The sequence below is a fragment of the Streptomyces sp. NPDC047081 genome, assembly GCF_040643775.1.
GTDB lineage: Bacteria > Actinomycetota > Actinomycetes > Streptomycetales > Streptomycetaceae > Streptomyces.
In genome coordinates this window covers 277334-295290 of sequence record NZ_JBEYUY010000012.1, presented here as the reverse complement: position 1 = coordinate 295290, position 17957 = coordinate 277334, and the positions used below count along the sequence as shown (strand labels likewise).

Annotated in this window: 10 protein-coding genes; 4 read left to right on the top strand and 6 right to left on the bottom strand. The window is 73.0% G+C overall.

The features are described 5' to 3' along the window. Window positions 1–372: 372 nt before the first annotated feature. Complete coding sequence (locus ABZ848_RS24735) at window positions 373–921, bottom strand: MarR family transcriptional regulator (RefSeq protein WP_360835190.1); 549 nt, start codon at window positions 919–921, stop codon at window positions 373–375. 108 nt (window positions 922–1029) lie between these two features. Here ABZ848_RS24735 and ABZ848_RS24730 point away from each other — a divergent pair, with 108 nt between their 5' ends. After that, on the top strand, window positions 1030–2304 hold the full coding sequence (locus ABZ848_RS24730) for an MFS transporter (protein WP_360835228.1): 1275 nt from the start codon (window positions 1030–1032) through the stop codon (window positions 2302–2304). A gap of 48 nt (window positions 2305–2352) precedes the next feature. Here the strand turns inward: ABZ848_RS24730 and ABZ848_RS24725 are convergent, their stop codons facing one another. The 3 genes from ABZ848_RS24725 to ABZ848_RS24715 form a co-directional block, all read right to left on the bottom strand. Further along, the gene (locus tag ABZ848_RS24725) at window positions 2353–3156 is read right to left on the bottom strand and encodes a methyltransferase domain-containing protein (RefSeq protein ID WP_360835188.1); all 804 of its coding nucleotides are present in this window, start codon (window positions 3154–3156) and stop codon (window positions 2353–2355) included. A 26-nt stretch (window positions 3157–3182) separates the two neighbouring features. Further along, entirely contained in the window at window positions 3183–4835 is a 1653-nt protein-coding gene (locus ABZ848_RS24720) for a SpoIIE family protein phosphatase (protein ID WP_360835186.1), read from the bottom strand. A gap of 202 nt (window positions 4836–5037) precedes the next feature. Continuing rightward, window positions 5038–6429 carry an NAD(P)/FAD-dependent oxidoreductase gene (locus tag ABZ848_RS24715; RefSeq protein WP_360835184.1) on the bottom strand — a complete coding sequence of 464 codons (1392 nt, stop codon included), beginning with the start codon at window positions 6427–6429 and terminating at the stop codon, window positions 5038–5040. 383 nt (window positions 6430–6812) lie between these two features. On the opposite strand from ABZ848_RS24715, the gene ABZ848_RS24710 reads away from it, so the two are divergent. Then, window positions 6813–7580: a helix-turn-helix domain-containing protein gene (locus tag ABZ848_RS24710; RefSeq protein ID WP_360835182.1), complete on the top strand. Its 768-nt coding sequence runs from the start codon at window positions 6813–6815 to the stop codon at window positions 7578–7580. Window positions 7581–8025: 445 nt separating this feature from the next. Further along, window positions 8026–9954 carry a sigma-70 family RNA polymerase sigma factor gene (locus ABZ848_RS24705; protein ID WP_360835180.1) on the top strand — a complete coding sequence of 643 codons (1929 nt, stop codon included), beginning with the start codon at window positions 8026–8028 and terminating at the stop codon, window positions 9952–9954. On the opposite strand, the gene ABZ848_RS24700 is transcribed toward ABZ848_RS24705, so the two are convergent. Next, on the bottom strand, window positions 9941–13447 hold the full coding sequence (locus tag ABZ848_RS24700; protein WP_360835178.1) for a BTAD domain-containing putative transcriptional regulator: 3507 nt from the start codon (window positions 13445–13447) through the stop codon (window positions 9941–9943). The genes ABZ848_RS24705 and ABZ848_RS24700 overlap by 14 nt on opposite strands. A 226-nt stretch (window positions 13448–13673) precedes the next feature. Continuing rightward, window positions 13674–15767: an asparagine synthase-related protein gene (locus ABZ848_RS24695; protein ID WP_360835176.1), complete on the bottom strand. Its 2094-nt coding sequence runs from the start codon at window positions 15765–15767 to the stop codon at window positions 13674–13676. Window positions 15768–16464: 697 nt separating this feature from the next. On the opposite strand from ABZ848_RS24695, the gene ABZ848_RS24690 reads away from it, so the two are divergent. After that, a complete protein-coding gene (locus ABZ848_RS24690) occupies window positions 16465–17889 on the top strand; it encodes an MFS transporter (protein WP_242767860.1) in 1425 nt (474 codons plus the stop codon). Window positions 17890–17957: the final 68 nt, after the last annotated feature.

Below are 17957 nucleotides of genomic sequence, written 5' to 3'. Positions count from 1 at the left end.
CTTTGTACTCACCCTCTCGGGCTTTCCTCCGGGCTTCCCTTCGGTCTTGCGTTTCCGACTCTATCAGATCCTTTCGGCGTCTGATTCCCAGTCAGAGGGGGCTGCCTTCCCGGCCGTTGGGCCGTTCCGACGTCTCAAACCTTAGCGGATCCTCTCGGCGATTCCCAATCGGGCCGCCGAGCTCCAATTCGAATTGAATTCGGGCATGCCGAAATCGACCCGGTTGGGAGATCGTGCTGATGGTTTGTGTGCCGCTGACGCGGCGGGAGGTGCTGCCGGAGAACCGTTACGGCTCCGTGGCAACCCGAAGAACTCTACGGATCCCGGAGGGGCCTGTCAAGCACCCCTTGTCAAGATCTTTTCGTCCGGGTCCTAGTCCAGGTCGCTGAGGCGTCCGCCCGCGTCCGGCTGTGCGTGCTCCACCCTACGCAACAGGCGGGTGAGGACGGCGCCGAGGGTGGTGCGCTCATCCGCCGAGAGGTCCTGGAGGAGGTCCTCCTCGAAGACCGTGGCCATACGCATCGCCTCCAGCCACTTCTCGCGGCCCTCGGCGGTCAGCTCGACGATCACGCGGACGCGGTTGTTCTCGTCGCGCTCCCTCGTCACCAGCCCCTCGGTGACCATGCGGTCGATCCGGTGGGTCATCGCGGCCGGCGTCAGGCCGAGGCGCTTGGCGAGGTCGCTCGGGCCCAGGCGGTAGGGAGCGCCGGAGAGGACGAGGGCCTTGAGGACCTCCCACTCGGCGTTGCTGATCCCGAGCGCGGAGGTCTGGCGGCCGTAGGCGACGTTCATCCGGCGGTTCAGGCGGGACAGCGCCGAGACGATCTGCTCGACCTGGGGATCGAGGTCCCGGAACTCGCGCTGGTACGCGGCGATCTGCTCGTCGAGGGTCGGCTCGGGGACGCCGGCTGTGTCGGCCATGCGCGCAGTATCGCACGCAGCCCCTTTGCCTTGAAGTCCTTGACTATGTACTCTTTAGCTTCGAACTCTTCAGATCTAACTAGTTAGTAGGTGAACGTGACCAGGGCGATGGGCGCAGCGATGCGCCGGATCCACGTGGGAAACGCACTCAGCGCGTTCGGGCTCGGCTTCACCGTCCCGTACCTGTACGTCTATGTGGCGCAGGTGCGAGGGCTGGGGGCCATGACGGCGGGGCTCGTCCTCGCCGTCTTCGCCGTGGCCGCGCTGGTCGTGCTGCCGTTCGCCGGGCGGGCCATCGTCCGGCGCGGTCCGCTGCCGGTCCTGCTCGCCGCCCTGGTCACCGCCGCCGTCGGAGCGCTGAGCCTGGGGCTCGCGGGGAACGCGACGGCCGTACTGCTGGCCGCGGCGGCGCTCGGGGCCGGGCAGGCCGTGATGCAGCCGGCGCTGGCGACGATGATCGTCGACTGCTCGACCGCGGACACCCGCTCGCGTGCCTTCGCGACGCAGTTCTTCCTGCAGAACCTGGGGCTCGGCGTCGGCGGGCTCATCGGCGGGCATCTCGTCGACGCTACGCGCGTAGACTCCTTCACCCTGCTGTTCTCCATCGAGGCGGCGATGTTCCTGCTGCTCGTGGGTGTGATGGCGACGGTGCGGATGCCGCACTCGCCGCGCATCGGGAGCGCCCCCGCACAGTCGGGGAGGAGTGGTTGGAAGCAGCTGCTCGGCAACCGGGCCATGGTGCAGCTGTCCGTGCTGGGCTTCGTGCTGTTCTTCGCCTGCTACGGGCAGTTCGAGTCGGGGCTGAGCGCCTACGGCGTCGAGGCCGCGGGCATCTCGACGTCCGCGCTGGGGTCCGCGCTGGCCGCCAACACGCTGATGATCGTCGTCGCGCAGTTTGCCGTGCTGCGGTTCGTCGAGCGGCGGCGGCGCTCGCGGGTCATCGCCGGTGTGGGGCTGATCTGGGCCGTGGCCTGGGTCGCGGCCGGGTACGCCGGGCTCGGGCACGGCAGCCAGGAGATGGCGACGGCGGCCTTCGTGTCGACGTACGCCCTGTTCGGGCTTGGTGAGGCGATGTTGTCGCCGACCGTGGCCCCGCTGGTGGCCGATCTGGCGCCGAGCGGGTTGGCGGGGCAGTACAACTCCGCCTTCGCGCTGGTGAAGCAGCTCGCGCTGGCTGTCGGGCCGGCGGTCGGCGGGCCGATGGGGGCCTCGCTGCACGCGCCGTACATCGTGACGTTCCTGCTGTTCTCGCTCGGGATCACCTTCCTCGCGCTGCGGCTGGGGCGGCAGCTGACCGCCGTACAGGATCGGCCGTGGGTCGGGCGGAGTCGGGTGGTTGCTCGTGGTGGGGCGGCTGCGGAGCCGGTGGTTGCGGAGGCGTGAGATGCGCTGGGGCGGCCGTCACCTTCGGGTGGCGGCCGCCTTCGTGTGTCAGCGGGTGGCTGTCGCCAGGATCGCTGTGAAGGTGAAGGTCGGGGCGTGGGGGGTGAGGCGGGTGGCGAGGGTGCGGCCTGCTTCCGTCAGGGCTGTCGGGCCCTCGGCTTCGAGGATCTGCTGGGCCCAGGGCAGGACCGAGAGGTGGCCGGGGGCGAACTCGGTGAGTGGGGGGAGGGTGATGCCGAAGGCGAGTTCGTGGGCCTTGGCCTCCTGGAAGCCGGCCGTGTGGAGGGCCGTGGTGAGGCGGTCGGGGGTGCAGGAGAAGGCGGCGGCGAAGGAGGCGGCCGCCTGTTGGCCGCCGTACTCCTTGATGATCTTGTGTTGGGCGGACATGTACGGGCTGGTGAGGGCCGTGGGCGACCAGGTCGTGGCCGCGAAGCGGCCGCCGGGGCGGGTGACGCGGGCCGTTTCCGTCAGGGCCGCTTCGAGGTCGGGGAAGAACTGGGCGCCTTGTTGGCAGACGACCGCGTCGAAGTGGGCGTCGGGGTAGGGGAGTCGGTCGGCGGGGGCGGTCGTGAACTCGATGTCGGGGTAGTGGCGGGGGTGGTGGGCCTTGGCCACCCTGAGCATTCCCTCGTTCACGTCCGCGCCGAAGACCCTGCCTGTGGGGCCGACCTGGGCGGCGGCCGCGCGGGCCGCGAAGCCGGTGCCGCAGGCCAGGTCGAGGACGGTCGCGCCCGGGTAGAGGTCGACGGCGTCCAGGATCGCGGTGACGAAGGGCGCCATGACGGGCGCGACATAGTGCTCGTAGCGGTCGGCGGCGGTGTCGGTCAGCTGGAAACCCGGTTCGTCTGCCATGCAGAGCTGATAGCACCGGGGATCTGTCAGGGCGAGCCTTTCGGCAGGACGAATTCGCACCAGACCGCCTTGCCGCCGCCGGGGGTGCGGCGGGAACCCCAGTTGGAGGCGATCGTCGCGACGATCGCGATGCCCCGGCCCGACTCGTCGCCCGGTTCGGCGCGGCGGCGGCGCGGGAGGTGGTCGTCGCCGTCGGTGACCTCGATGATCAGGCGGCGGTCGGTGCGGCGCAGGCGCAGCCGCATGGGTGGCGTGCCGTGCTGGAGGGAGTTGGCGACCAGTTCGCTGGCCGCGAGGACGCCCAGGTCGTGCAGGTCCGTCGGGAAGCGCCAGCTGGTCAGGACGCCGGACGCGAAGGCACGCGCGCGTGGGGCCGCTTCGATGCCGCCGAGGAGCTCCAGGGCGGCGTTGCGGAACAGGTCGCTGTCGGGGCCCGTGCGGGAGGGGTGCTGCAGGACGAGGACGGCCACGTCGTCGTCGTGGTCCGCGGTGACGCCGGCCGAGCGGACCAGGCGGTCGCAGACGACCTGGGGGGTGCCGGTCGCGCCGGACAGGGCGCGCTCCAGGGCGGCGATGCCCTCGTCCAGGTCCTCGTCCCGGCGCTCCACCAGGCCGTCGGTGTAGAGCACGGCGGTGGAGCCGGGGCCGAGGGCGATGGAGCCGGACGCGTGCATCCAGCCTCCGGTGCCGAGCGGCGGGCCGGTCGGCTCGTCCGCGCGCTGGACGGCGCCGCTCTCGTCACGGACCAGGATCGGGAGGTGGCCGGCGGAGGCGTATACCAGCCGGCCCTCGTTCGGGTCGTGGATGGCGTACACGCACGTGGCGATCTGGTTGGCGTCGATCTCGGCGGCGAGGCCGTCGAGGAGCTGGAGCACCTCGTGCGGGGGTAGGTCGAGACGGGCGTACGCGCGGACCGCGGTGCGGAGCTGGCCCATGACGGCCGCCGCGCGCACCCCTCGGCCCATGACGTCGCCGATGACGAGGGCGGTGCGGCCGCCGCCGAGGGTGATGACGTCGTACCAGTCGCCGCCGACCGCCGCTTCGTTGCCCCCGGGCTGGTAGGTGGCGGCCAGGCGCAGGTCGTCGGGTTCTTCCAGCTCCTGCGGGAGCAGGGAGCGCTGGAGGGTTACGGCGGTCTCGCGCTGGCGGCGCTCGCTGGCGCGCAGGCGCTCGGCTGCCTCGGCGTGGTCGGTGACGTCGGTGGCGAAGACGAGCACGCCCGCGTGGTCGCCTTCGGTGACCGGGGTGCAGGTGAAGGTGTAGGAGCGGCCGTCGGGGGCCTTGCGGGACTTGAGGGTGCGGGGCTTGCGGCTGCGCAGGACCTGGTCGAGGAGGGGGAGCAGGCCCAGTTCGTGGAGCTCCGGGAGGGAGTCGCGGGTGGGCTCGCCGAGCGGGCGGGCGCCGAAGGCCGTCGTATAGGCGTCGTTGACGTAGGCGACCCGGTGGTCGGGGCCGTGGACGAGGGCGACCAGGGCCGGGACGCGGTCCAGGACCTCGCGGACGGGCAGGTCGTCGACGGCGGGGACGGGCGGGGCCTCGTCGGTGAGCTGTTCGGCGCGGGCGGCGGGGACCGAGCTCGCGGTTTCGGGCGGCCGGTCGGGGGTGACCGTGTGGTCGGTCCGCGCTGCGGCGCGGCGCTGAGTTCCGGGGAGCCGGGCGCTCCAGCGCGTGAAGTTCACGAATCCTTGCCTCGTGTCGTCGTCTTCGGCGTCTTCGGCCGGCTGGGGGTGGTGACACCCCCGGGATGCAGCACGGTGGGGAAAGCCTCTGGGTCGGCGGGCGGGCGGGTGCTCGCCCTGGGGCGGGGTCAGTCTGGCAGTGTGGCCTACCGGGGCGACATCCGTCAGACGCCCGGCCGGTCCGCGGAGTTCCTGGGTCCGGTCAGGAAGACCCCTTCGGGTCTGTGTTCGGGTCGGACTTCGGGTCGGTAGGAGGCTTTCCACCGGCCGCGAGTTCGAACTCCGCACGAGGATGTTCCAGCGAGCCGAGCGACACGATCTCCCGCTTGAAGAGCCCGGAGAGGGTCCATTCGGCCAGGACCCGGGCCTTGCGGTTGAAGGTGGGCACCCTGCTGAGGTGGTAGACGCGGTGCATGAACCACGCAGGGTAGCCCTTCAGCTTGCGCCCGTAGACGTGCGCGACGCCCTTGTGGAGGCCGAGGGAGGCGACCGAGCCGACGTACTTGTGGGAGTACGTCTCCAGCGGCTCGCCCCTGAGCGCGTGCGCGATGTTGTCGCCGAGGACCCGGGCCTGGCGCACCGCGTGCTGGGCGTTGGGGGCGGTCTCCGCGCCGGGCTCGGTGGCGGTGACGTCCGGGACGGCGGCCGCGTCTCCCGCCGCCCACGCGTGCGTGGCGCCGTCGACCGTCAGCTGGGGGGTGCATTTCAGCCGTCCTCGCGCGGTGAGCGGGAGGTCCGAGGCGGCGAGGACCGGATGCGGTTTGACGCCGGCCGTCCACACGACCGTACGGGTCGGGAAGCGGGCTCCGTCGCTGAGCGCGGCGACCCGGTCCGTGCACGATTCCAGGCGGGTTTCGAGGCGTACGTCGATGTTGCGGCGGCGCAGTTCGGTGACCGTGTAGCGGCCCATCTCGGCGCCGACCTCGGGCAGGATCCGGTCCGAGGCCTCGACGAGGATCCACTTCATGTCCTCGGGCTGGACGTTGTGGTAGTACCGCGCGGCGTACCGGGCCATGTCCTCCAGCTCGCCGAGCGCCTCCACGCCGGCGAACCCGCCGCCGACGAAGACGAAGGTGAGGGCCGCGTCGCGGATCGCGGGGTCGCGGGTGGAGGAGGCGATGTCCATCTGCTCGATGACGTGGTTGCGCAGCCCGATGGCTTCCTCGACCGACTTGAAACCGATGCCGTGGTCGGCGAGTCCGGGGATCGGCAGCGTGCGCGAGATCGAGCCCGGCGCGAGGACGAGTTCGTCGTACGACATCTGCTCCGGGCCGGCGCCCTCCTCCTCGGTGGCGAGGGTGGTGAGGGTCGCGGTGCGCTTGGCGTGGTCGATCGAGGTGACCTCGCCGATGACGACCCGGCACCGGTCGAGGACGCGGCGCAGCGGTACGACGACATGGCGGGGGGAAATGGCGCCGGCCGCCGCTTCGGGAAGGAACGGCTGATAAGTCATGTACGGGTCCGGAGTGACGACGGTGACCTCGACCTCGCCCCGCCCGAGTTCCTGTTTCAACTTCCGCTGCAGGCGCAGGGCCGTGTACATCCCGACGTAGCCGCCGCCGACAACGAGAATGCGCGCACGTTCCTTCACCATCCCATGACGCACCCAGCGCTTGAGTTTGTCCACAGCCCCGACAATTTGTGTGACCGCGGGCCGGGGATCTCCGGAGTTGGCCGAATTGCCGGAGTGCTGAGAAGGATTGCAGGTCAGTGGGTGTGCGCCGGGTGTACGGAGGTGGCGCAATCGGGACGTAAACGACCCGTACTCCGATCGGGGGGCGCTCCGTGCGGAACCTGCCCCTTCTGAATTGACTCCCTCTCAACTATGTTCGTGTGTCGACGGGGTGTAGGGGGATGCGCTCATCGGGTTCGAAGTCCGCGACGGGCGGGCCTCGGGATCCAGGGTTCTCCGCACGCCCCGGCTACCAATGGCGGGGAGAGTCTCCGGGGGGAGACGTCATTACCGGGGGAACGCTTATGCATGTTCAGGACTCTCATTGGTCGTCCGCGTCATCACTGACAGCGGGCGGCATGGTGAGCGCGGCGGCGGGGAACGGACGCGGGGACGCCTCGCGTACGACGCCGCTGCGCGTAGACGCACAGCGCAATCTGGAGCACGTACTGCGCGCGGCGCGCGAGGTCTTCGGCGAGCTGGGGTACGGCGCGCCGATGGAGGACGTGGCGCGGCGGGCCCGGGTGGGTGTGGGGACCGTGTACCGGCGGTTCCCGAGCAAGGACGTCCTGGTGCGGCGGATAGCCGAGGAGGAGACCTCCCGGCTGACCGACCAGGCCCGGGCGGCGCTCGGCCAGGAGGACGAGCCGTGGTCGGCGCTCTCGCGCTTCCTGCGGACCTCGGTGGCCTCGGGCGCGGGGCGGCTGCTGCCGCCTCAGGTGCTGCGGGTCGGCGTGGCCGACGAGCGGGCCGACGGCACGGTGTTCGACGAGGCGCGGGTGCCGCAGCAGCGGTCGCAGCCCGGCGCGGGTGAGCTGCGGCTGGTTTCCGAGGGTGCGGTGGCCGTTCCGGCCGAGGACGACGCGGGGGCGGCTGCGCTGCTCGAGGTCGTGGGGCAGCTGGTGGAGCGGGCGCGGGCGGCGGGTGAGCTGCGGGCGGACGTGTCCGTGGCCGACGTGCTGCTGGTGATCGCCACGGCGGCGCCGTCCCTGCCGGATGCTGCGCAGCAGGCGGCGGCTTCGGCCCGGCTGCTGGACATCCTGCTGGAGGGACTGCGGTCCCGGCCGGCGTGAGCGTCGAATTGTTTTCCCACCCGCACCACCCGTGACACTTTCGTGGTCGGGTGCGGGTGGCCCTTGTGGGGCGCACTCGCCGTCGGCGACCGCGGGTCACCTGGCCAGCGGTCGGGCGACCCGCGATCGGGCGGCTCGCGGTCGGGCGGCTCGCGGTCAGCGGTGGCGCATTACCCGAAAAGGTGACCCTGGGGCGCGGGCCCTGCGCGGCCTGCGCTCCCTCCGCGCGCCCGAACCGCGCCGGACATTTCGGGAAACGTGGCCAACTTCCGTTCGGCAGACGTCAATTGAGCCTTCCCCGAATGGGTGAGGGCTAGTACTGCGTTGCGGCAAGTCCCCACGGACGAGTGGATCGATCGCACTCCAGGGGTCCTGAACAAAAGCCAATATGGCACTCTGACCCGGTGTTCGGGACGGGCAGAGCAGGCGGCGGGGGCTTTCCGCGATGAGTGTTGACGGGCGGGACGGGGACGGGTCACCGGGGGACGGCGACCCGGAGGACGTCGGCACGCCGCAGGTGCCGCTCCAGGGGGGACGGGCCTCCATCCCGGCCCAGGCCGGCGAGCCCGTCGAGGGCAGCGTCCCCGCCCAGCGCGACCGGCGGGAGGACGGCGGCCTCCTGCCGCCACCCCGCGAGCTGCCGCCGTCCGACGCCGATCTGATCGAGCGGATGCGCGCGGGCGACGACACGGCCTACGAGGAGCTGTACCGGCGCCACGCCGACGCCGTGCGCCGCTACGCCCGCACCTGCTGCCGCGACGGCCACACCGCGGACGACCTCACCGCCGAGGTCTTCGCCCGCATGCTGCAGGCGGTGCGCGGCGGCCACGGTCCCGAGCACGCCGTACGCGCCTATCTGCTCACCACCGTCCGCCGGGTCGCCGCGAACTGGACGAAGTCCGCGAAGCGGGAGCAACTGGTCGACGACTTCGCGGTGTTCGCCGCGCAGGCCTCCCGGTCGTCCGAGGTGTCGGACGACACTGCATCCATCAGCTCCTTCGGAGCGGGTCTGGACCTCGGCGCCGACGTGCGCGCGATGCACGAGGCCGAGCAGTCCATGGCCATGCAGGCCTTCCGCTCGCTGCCCGAGCGCTGGCAGGCCGTGCTGTGGCACACCGAGGTCGAGGACGAGTCGCCCAGCGAGGTCGCCACGCTGTTCGGGCTCGACGCCAACGGCACGCGCGTGCTCGCCAGCCGCGCCCGCGAGGGCCTCAAGCAGGCCTACCTCCAGGCCCACGTCAGCGCGAGCCTCGCCACCGACGAGGAGTGCGCCCGCTACGCCGACCGGCTCGGCGCCTACGCCCGCGGCGGCCTGCGCACCCGTGCCGAACGGGGACTGCGCAAGCACCTGGAGGAGTGCGCCAAGTGCCGGCTGGCCGCGGGCCAGATCAAGGAAGTCGCCAGCGGCATCCCGGCCGCCGTGCCGATCGCGGTCATCGGCTGGTTCGGCGCCGCCGGGTACGCCAAGGTCGCCGCGCTCATCGCCGGCGGCGCCGGGGCCGGTGCGGCGGGCGCCGCGGGTGCCGCCGCAGCGGCCGGCGGCTCGTCGGGCGGGGCGAGCGCCGGGGGCGGTGCGGCCGCCTCCGAGGGGCTGGGCGCGCCGGTGAAGGCCGGCATCGCGGCCGGTGTCGTCGCCGTGGCGGGCGTCGCGGTCGCCCTCGCGCTGGCCGGCGACCCCCAGCCGCACCGGAAGCCGGACGCCAAGCCGCCGGTCTCCTCGCCGGTCGTGCGGCCCGAGTCGCCGACGCCCGCGCCGCCGAAGAAGCAGCCCGAGCCCGCTCCCCCGGTGATCGCGGCCGCGCCCACCCCCACGCCGACGCCGACCCCCACGCCCCGGCCGAAGCCCACGCCGACCCCGACGCCGACGCCCACCCCGAAACCGAAGCCGACGCCCAGGCCGACACCCACGCCCACCCCGACGCCCACTCCCCCGCCCGCCCCCACCGCCTACCAGTGGAGCGAGCTGTCCTACGACGTCAGCGGCGACGGCACCAAGCCCGAGATGCGGCTCCGCGAGAGCAGCTGGGTGTGGCAGCGCTACGGCCTCTTCATCGGCGGCAAGCAGTACACGCACGGCGTGACCGTGCACGGCCAGTCCTCCGTGACCATCGACCTCAACCGCAGCTGCACCGCCTACGACGCCTCCGTCGGCATCGACGACTCCACCCTCGGCCTCGGCAAGGTCTACTTCTCCGTCTACGCCGACGGCACCCGGCTGTGGAAGTCCGGCCTGGTCGAGGGCGGCGACCCGGCGGTCCCCGTCCATGTGAACCTCGCCGGGCACAAGACCGTACGGCTGGTCGTCGAACCCCACAGCAGCTTCGACTCGCTGACCCTCGCGGACTGGGCGGAGTCGAAGTTCACCTGCTCGTAGGGGACTTCAGGTGGGCGAGCCCGGCCCTGGCGAGTTCGTCGAGCAGCTCGTCCGTGGTGAGGGCGGTGCCCCTGCCGTACTCGGCCGCCCAGCCGTCCGCGCCCAGCGCCGCGCGGGCGGCCGCCTCGGCGCGCTCGGCCTTGACGCCGTCCGGCATCGGGCGCGGATTGTCGCCGCGGCGGCGGTCGGCGGCCGCGAGCAGACGGGCCACGCGCGCGTGGTCGCCGAGTTCGGACAGCACCGTCGCCGTCATGTCCACCAGCGCCGACGTGACCGCGTCCGCGCAGCGCCGCTCCACCGCCTCGCGCACGGTGTCGGTCAGCCTCGGCAGGCCGTGCTCCGGGCCCGACTCGGTGACCGTCACCAACGCCTCGATCGCGCTCAGCATCACCAGGAACTGGGGTGGCGGTGTGCCGCGCCCGATCTCCCCGCGGGCCCCCTCGCACAGTTCGCGCGCGCGGACGGTGTCCTTCTCGTCCAGCGCCAGCTGGGCCCGCATCAGCAGCACGAACGCCCGGGAGTCCGCCACGCCGTAGCGGTCCGCCGCGGCCGACGCCTCGTCCAGCGCGGCCAGCGCGGTGGCGCGGTCGCCCATGCGGTACGAGTACTCCGCGAGCCTGGCGATCAGGAACGGCGTCTCGGCGTACGCCCCCACCTCGTAGGCCAGGCGCAGCGCCTCCTCGTACTCGACCTTGGCCTGCGCGTACCGCCCGCGGGCCAGGTTCGCCTCGCCGGCCGCGCTGCGCACCTGGGCGCCCATCCAGCGGTCGCCGACCCTGCGGCTGAGCACCCCGAGCTCGGCGAGGTCCTCGTCGATGCCCGGCATGCCGCCCGGCGAGTCGACGACCATGTGGGTCCGGAACATCAGGGTGACGCCGACCGCCCAGTCGTCGCCGTGCGCACGGCAGTGGCCGACGGCGATCTCCATCATGGCCGCGACATCCTCCGAGTTGCTGAGGATGTACGCGGTCATCGGCCACAGGAGACCCGGGAAGCGGGCCGCGGCCGGGCCGCCGCGCTGGTAGTGCTCGCGCACCCGCGCGACGTACTCGCGCGCCCGCTCGTCGAAGAGAGCGTCCATCGGCTCGACCTCGGCCTGGAGGAAGACGTGCAGCATCCGGAGGTCCATGCGGAGGCCGTGCAGGGGGTGGTGCAACTCGCCGTCCGGGGTGGAGAGGTAGGCGGCGACGGGGTCCACGTGCTCCAGGGCGGCGAGGGGGTCCGTTTGGTCCACCTGCTCCGTGGCAGCAAGAGGATCGGGGGCGGGCAAGTCGGCGTGGTCGTCGCCGGAGCTGTTGTCCAGGACCGTGCCCAGGCGCAGGACCTGGTCCACCCAGGCCGCCCCCTCGTGGCGGTAGTTGCGCAGCCACCAGAACCAGCCCATGGCCAGGGCGATCGCGCCGGCCTCCGGCTCCTCGCCGGCGGTGAGGGCTCGGTGGAGGGCCGCGCGGATGTTGTCCAGCTCGGTCTCCAGACGGGCGATCCACGGGAGTTGGCGTTCGGAGCGCAGCAGCGGCTCGGCCTCCTCAACCAGCGCGCGCACCCACGCGCGGTGCCGCCGCTCGGCCTCGGCGCGCAGCTCGGGGACCTCGGCGGCGCGCTCCACGGCGTACTCGTGGATCGTCTCCAGCATGCGGTAGCGCATGCCGCCGCCCTCGCCGGAGCCGTCCTGCCCGTGCGGTGCGGCAACGATCAGGGACTTGTCGACGAGCGCCCCGACGAGGTCGGCCGCGGGGCCGCCGCACACGGCCTCCGCCGCCGCGAGGTCCCAGCCGCCCGCGAAGACGGACGCCTCGCGCAGCAGCGTCCGCTCCTGCTCGTCGAGCAGGTCCCAGGACCAGTCGACGACCGCGCGCAGGGTCTGCTGGCGGGGCAGGACCGTGCGGCTCCCGGAGGTGAGGAGGCGGAAGCGGTCGTCTAGGCGGTCGGCGATCTGGCGGGGTGTGAGCAGCCGGAGCCGGGCCGCGGCCAGTTCGATGGCGAGCGGCAGGCCGTCCAGACGGCGGCAGATCTCCGCCACGGCCTCGCGGTCGCCGAGCAGGGCGTCCGTGTCGGGGCGGACGGCGGATGCGCGCTCCTCGAAGAGGCGGAGCGCCTGCTCGGGGACGAGGGGCTCGACCGGGCGCACCGACTCGCCCTGGATGCCCAGGGGTTCACGGCTGGTGGCGAGGATCGTGAGGCCCGGGCAGCGGGTGAGGAGCGTCTCGGCGAGCGCGGCGGCCGCTTCGATGACGTGTTCGCAGTTGTCAAGGATCAGGAGTTGGCTGCGCGGGGCGCAGTACTCGACGAGCAGGGCGAGCGGGTCGTCCTGCGGGGCGGTCAGCTCAGTGGTCATGAGCACGGTCTCGCGCAGACCGAGCGCGCTGACCACCGCGCCGGGCACCGCCTCCGGCCGGTCGAGCGGCGCCAGCTCGACCAGCCACGCCTGCGGGAGCCCGGCGGCGGCTTCCTCGGCGAGGCGGGTCTTTCCAGAGCCGCCCGGTCCGGTGAGGGTGACGAGACGAGCCCTGTGCAATTCGGAACGGATGGCGGCGATCTCGGGTTCCCGGCCCACGAAAGAGGTAAGGCGCGGACGGAGGTTGCCGGTGCGGGGCGGTGGCTGCGGGGCGGGGGCGGCGGACCTGGAGGCGACCTCGGTGGGCTCGGTGCGCTCGGGGACCGCCGGGGCCGTGGGGGGCGAGTCGGGTCGCGGGGCTTCCCTCGGGGCCGGTCGGGGCGTTGTCGGCCGCGCGGGCGCCGGCGTCCCCGCGAGCAGTTCCGTGTGCAGGGCGCGGAGTTGGGGGCCCGGGTCGGTGCCCAGGTCGTCGGCCAGGGCCCGGCGGGCGCTTTCGTACGCGGCCAGCGCGTCCGCGCCGCGGCCCGTGTCGCGCAGGGCGCGGATCAGGAGGGCGTGCAGGGTTTCGTCGTACGGGTGCGCCGCGGTGAGTTCCTTCAGGTGCGGCACGACGGTGTGGGCGCGGCCCAGGCGCAGGTCGGCGTCGATCCGGGCGCGGGTCGCCTCCAGGTGGAGGGCCTCGGGGCGGGTCGCGGCGGTGCGGTCGGGGAGGTCGGCGAGGGCGGGGCCGCGCCAGAGGGCGAGGGCCTCGTCCAGGGTGCGGGCGGCCCGGTCGGGGTCTCCCTGGTTCAGCGCCGCGGTGCCCTGGCGGGCGAGGCGTTCGAAGACGTACAGGTCCACGTCGTTCTCGGTGGCCGCGAGGAGGTAGCCGCCCGGGTCGGAGGTGATGGCGTCTTTGCCGAGGGCACGGCGGAGGCGGCCGACGAGGGCCTGGAGGGCGGCGGGGGCGTCGTGCGGCGGGGTGTCCGCCCAGACGTCGCCGATCAGGGTGTCGGGCGTGGTGAGGCGGCCGGGGCGCAGGGCGAGGGCGGTCAGCAGGGCGCGCAGACGCGGGCCGGGGACGGGTATGGGGCTGCCGTTGTCGTCCTCGGCCTGGGTGACGCCCAGGATTCTGTACCGCACCGGGTCATTGTCGCCGGGGGTGCGGGGTGGAGGCATGGCGTTTTGTGATCGGTGGGGATGTGAGGCGAGGCCGTCAGGATGTGCGGCGGGATGTTTTCGCCCCCGCCGCCCTTACCCGTCCCATCCCCAGGGGCTTCGCCCCTTCGACCCCACCAGGGGGCTCCGCCCCCCTGGACCCCCGTCGGCCTGGGCCCCCGTCGGCCTGAACGGCCTCGTCCTCAAAACTCCCCCAGAGGGGGCACCCCAGACGGGCTGAAATACCTCAGCCTCGCCCTCCCCCCGAAGCGAGCGCCCCTCTCATGGGCGTGATCCCCGCCGGTACCGCGCGCTGGCGCGCGGGCGTGCCCGTCCAGCAGGTGCCTCGGCGGGCCAGCAGGCGGCGCAGCCAGAGTTCCAGGGAGACCAGGTCCGCCAGGCCGTCCAGGGGGAGGGGTTCGCCCTGGGCCGCTGCTCGGAGGGCCTTGCGGACGACCCTTGCCTCGACCAGGCCCGCCTCCGCGAGGAGGGGTGTGCCGAAGAGGGCCATCAGGGAGTCCGCGGCGACGCGGATGCCCGTGCGGGCCGCCACCGCCGCCGGGGCGTGGGAGGGGGCGCCCCAGCCGGGCGGGAGGTCGCTCACGCCGGCGCCCTCCAGGACCGTACGGAGGATCGCCGCGCGGGCGCCTGGCTGGACGCGCAGGGCCTCCGGGAGTTCGCGGCAGGCGCGGACGACCTGGTTGTCGAGGAAGGGGGCGTGCAGGCGCTGGGAGCGGATCTCGGCCGCCTGTTCGAGGACTCGGAGGTCTGCCGCATGGCGGGCGAGAGCGGCACGCGCGCGATAGTCGCCGGGGCGCTGGCCGGGGCCGACGCCCGAGCGGTGCGTGGACGCCTGTAGGCGAACCGATACTTCAGCTAGCGCCTCGCCGGTCAGCCAGCGGGCCGCGGGGCCCGGTCTGGCCCATGTGAGGGCGGACAGGGACGCCCCGACCGCGCCTCCGGGCTCGTCGAAGCGGCGGTCGAGGAGGCGGTCGGCGAGGGCTTCCAGGCCTGTGCGGTAGGGGGTGCGGGCCAGTCGGCGGGCCGCGCCGTACACGCGCGCGGGGACGAGCACCGAGCCGTCCGCCTTCGTGAGCGCGGCCACCGGGCGGACCAGGTGGCGGCGTTTGCGGTCCATCAGGAGATCGGCGAGCCGGGCCGGGTGCGCGTCCAGGACCTGGCGGGCGCCGTAGCCCGTGAAGTGGTCCGCGCTGCCGGCGGCCAGGCGGGCGCGGTGACGGGCGGCCGTGACGAGGGACTGGCCCGGTTCGTCCGTCAGCGGGCCGTCCAGGTCGGCGTACGGGAGGGTCTCCTCGCCGCCGGTGACGACCACGTGGTGCAGGCGGGGGTTGGCGGCGAGGGTGCCCGCGCGTTCCAGTTCCGCCTCGCGGCCGCCTACCGCCAGGTCGTTGAAGGTCACCGCCAGGAGGCGCTCGCCCGCGCCCGTGCCGTGTCCGAGGACCGTGCCCGGCATGCCCGGGAGGCCCGCCGCCAGGAGCGCGAGCGTCCCCGACGCCGGGCCGCCGGACAGGTCCGCGCCGATTCCGGCGACCGGCATCCCGCGCGCGGCACGGCGTTCGGCGGGTCCCATGCCGGGGACCGGGCCGGGGTCCATGTCGACCCCCGGGACGTGCCGCGGCGCCGACAAGCGCGCGCGTACCGCGTCGACCAGTGCGTCGCGTACGGCGTCCACCGCGCTGTCCGGGTCGGCCGAGGGCGCCGCCACCGCGAGGGAGGCGACCGGCTCGTACCCGGCGATCTCGCGCGCCCCGGCGCGCAGGATCAGCGCGTGCCCCGGCGGAATGCGCCGTACGCCGTCGTACGGGGTGGAGTCGTGCAGGGCGGCCGGGACGTCGGGGGCGGCCAGCAGAGCCGCCAGGTGGCCGAAGTCGAGGTTGGCCTCGATGAGGTCGGCGAGGGGGAGCGCGGCGGTCGAGTAGGCGGTGCCGCCGGCCCAGGGGGTGTAGAACACCGGGCGCGCGCCCGCCAGATCGCCGCACACGGTGATGCGGCGGCCGACCTGGACCACGGCCGTGTAACTGCCCGCCCAGGCCGTCAGATGGCGCAGGGCGCCCCCGCGCGCGGCGAACAGACCGACCCTCAGCTCCTCGTCGGAGGCGCCGCACGTGCCCAGGACCGCGATCCGGTTCTGGGCGTCGGCCTTCACCACCCGCACCTCGTCGGGGCGCCAGTCGCCGACCGCCCACAGCGGATCCGGGTCGCCCCACAGGAGTTGGGAACCCACCGGGTGCACGGTCTCGCCGTCGCTTCCGGTGGCCCCCGCGGAGCCGATGCCGGCGGCCACAGGGGCGGTGCTGCTCCAACCCACCAACCACCGCATCGCCGCCTCCACAGGCTGTGGACAACCAGTGCACCGCACGAACCGGTTCACCATGCTGCCACGAAGAACGCGCGCGTGGAGGGGCCGTGGAGCCGCTCGCGATCCCCGGAACGCGCCGGGGCGCTCCCCCTTCCGAGGGGACGGACGAGGTGCGAACGGCCGTACGGGACAAGGCCGCTGCGACGCGAATGCGCCCCCGCTATGCGCCCCGAAAACGCCCTTCACGCCCTCAAGTCCCATGGTGGGAGGCTTATTTACCCAGGGGAGGCGGGGTCGATTTTCAGCCAAATCGGCGGTGCGGGGACAGGTGTGCACACGCTCCGTGCAGGCTCTGCGCACCGCGTTCTCCGGTGCGCAGCCCGGGAGGTGGAGTTCACCTCCCGGACCGTTCCGCCGCCCGCGGGGATGGAGGCGGCGGTGTCCCCCAGCCCACTGGATCCAGTACAGCGGGCCGACCCACGCACGGTCCATGGAACCGCTCCCCCACTGGCCGGAGAAGAGCGCACGCACGGGCGCACGGCCACACAGCGGGAGCACGACGCAACTGCGCGTATCGGACCCGTACTTCAGTACGGACCACAATCCCGCCATCCGGAATAAAGCCTCTTAACGCTTGGGATGCGGCGAACTACGCTGGGTTTACGAATGCCGCGTGGTTATGCCAGCGCGGCAGCCGTCTGTGTCGAGGGGTGGCGCAATGTCCAGGGAGCAACGCGGGCCGAACGAAAAGCTCGGCGCCGTTCTCGCCCTCGCGGGAATCAGCAACGCAGGACTCGCGCGTCGCGTCAACGATCTTGGCGCTCAACGCGGGTTGACTCTTCGCTACGACAAGACCTCGGTGGCGCGCTGGGTGTCGAAGGGCATGGTGCCGCAGGGCGCCGCGCCGCACCTCATCGCCGCCGCGATCGGCCAGAAGCTCGGCCGCCCGGTGCCGCTCCACGAGATCGGCCTGGCGGACGCGGATCCCGCGCCCGAAGTGGGCCTCGCCTTCCCCAGGGACGTAGGACAGGCGGTGAAGTCGGCGACGGAGCTCTACCGTCTCGACCTCGCCGGGCGCCGGGCCGGCTCCGGTGGCATCTGGCAGTCGCTGGCCGGATCATTCGCAGTAAGCGCGTACGCAACGCCCGCCTCACGGTGGCTGATAACCCCGGCCGACAGCTCGGTCGCGCGCGAGGCGCACTCCGCGGAGGAGTCCGGCGCACCGCTCAAAGTCGGCCACAGCGATGTGCAGAAGCTGCGGGAGGCCGCCGAGGACGCCAGGCGCTGGGACTCCAAGTACGGAGGCGGCGACTGGCGTTCGTCCATGGTGCCCGAGTGTTTACGGGTGGAGGCGGCACCGCTGCTGCTCGGCTCGTACTCGGACGAGGTGGGCCGTGCCCTGTTCGGCGCGAGCGCCGAACTCACCCGGCTCGCGGGCTGGATGGCCTTCGACACCGGGCAGCAGGAGGCCGCGCAGCGGTACTACATCCAGGCGCTGCGGCTCGCCCGCGCGGCGGCCGACGTGCCGCTGGGCGGCTATGTGCTGGCGTCCATGTCCCTCCAGGCGACCTACAGAGGCTTCGGCGACGAGGGCGTCGATCTCGCGCAGGCCGCGCTGGAGCGCAACCGGGGCCTTGCGACCGCCCGCACCATGAGCTTCTTCCGGCTGGTCGAGGCACGCGCGCACGCACGCGCGGGTGACGCACAGGCCGCGGGAGCGGCGCTCAAGGCGGCCGAGGGCTGGCTGGAGCGGTCCAGGGAGGGCGACAACGACCCGTCCTGGCTCGGCTTCTACTCCTACGACCGCTTCGCCGCGGACGCCGCCGAGTGCTACCGGGACCTCAAGGCACCGCGCCAGGTCCGCCGCTTCACCGAGCAGGCGCTGTCGAAGCCGACGGAGGAGTTCGTACGGTCGCACGGGCTGCGGCTCGTCGTATCGGCGGTCGCGGAGCTCGAGTCGGGCAATCTCGACGCGGCGTGCGAGCAGGGCGTGCGGGCGGTGGAGGTCGCGGGGCGCATTTCCTCGGCCCGCACCACCGAGTACGTGAAGGACCTGCTGCACCGTTTGGAGCCGTACGGCGACGAGCCACGGGTGGTGGAACTGCGCGAGCGGGCCCGCCCCCTGCTGATGGCTCCCGCGTGAGTGGTGACCACCTCCGATTCACCGGGTTTGAAGTGACTGTCAGTGGCGCAGTGCACTATCGGTAGTGG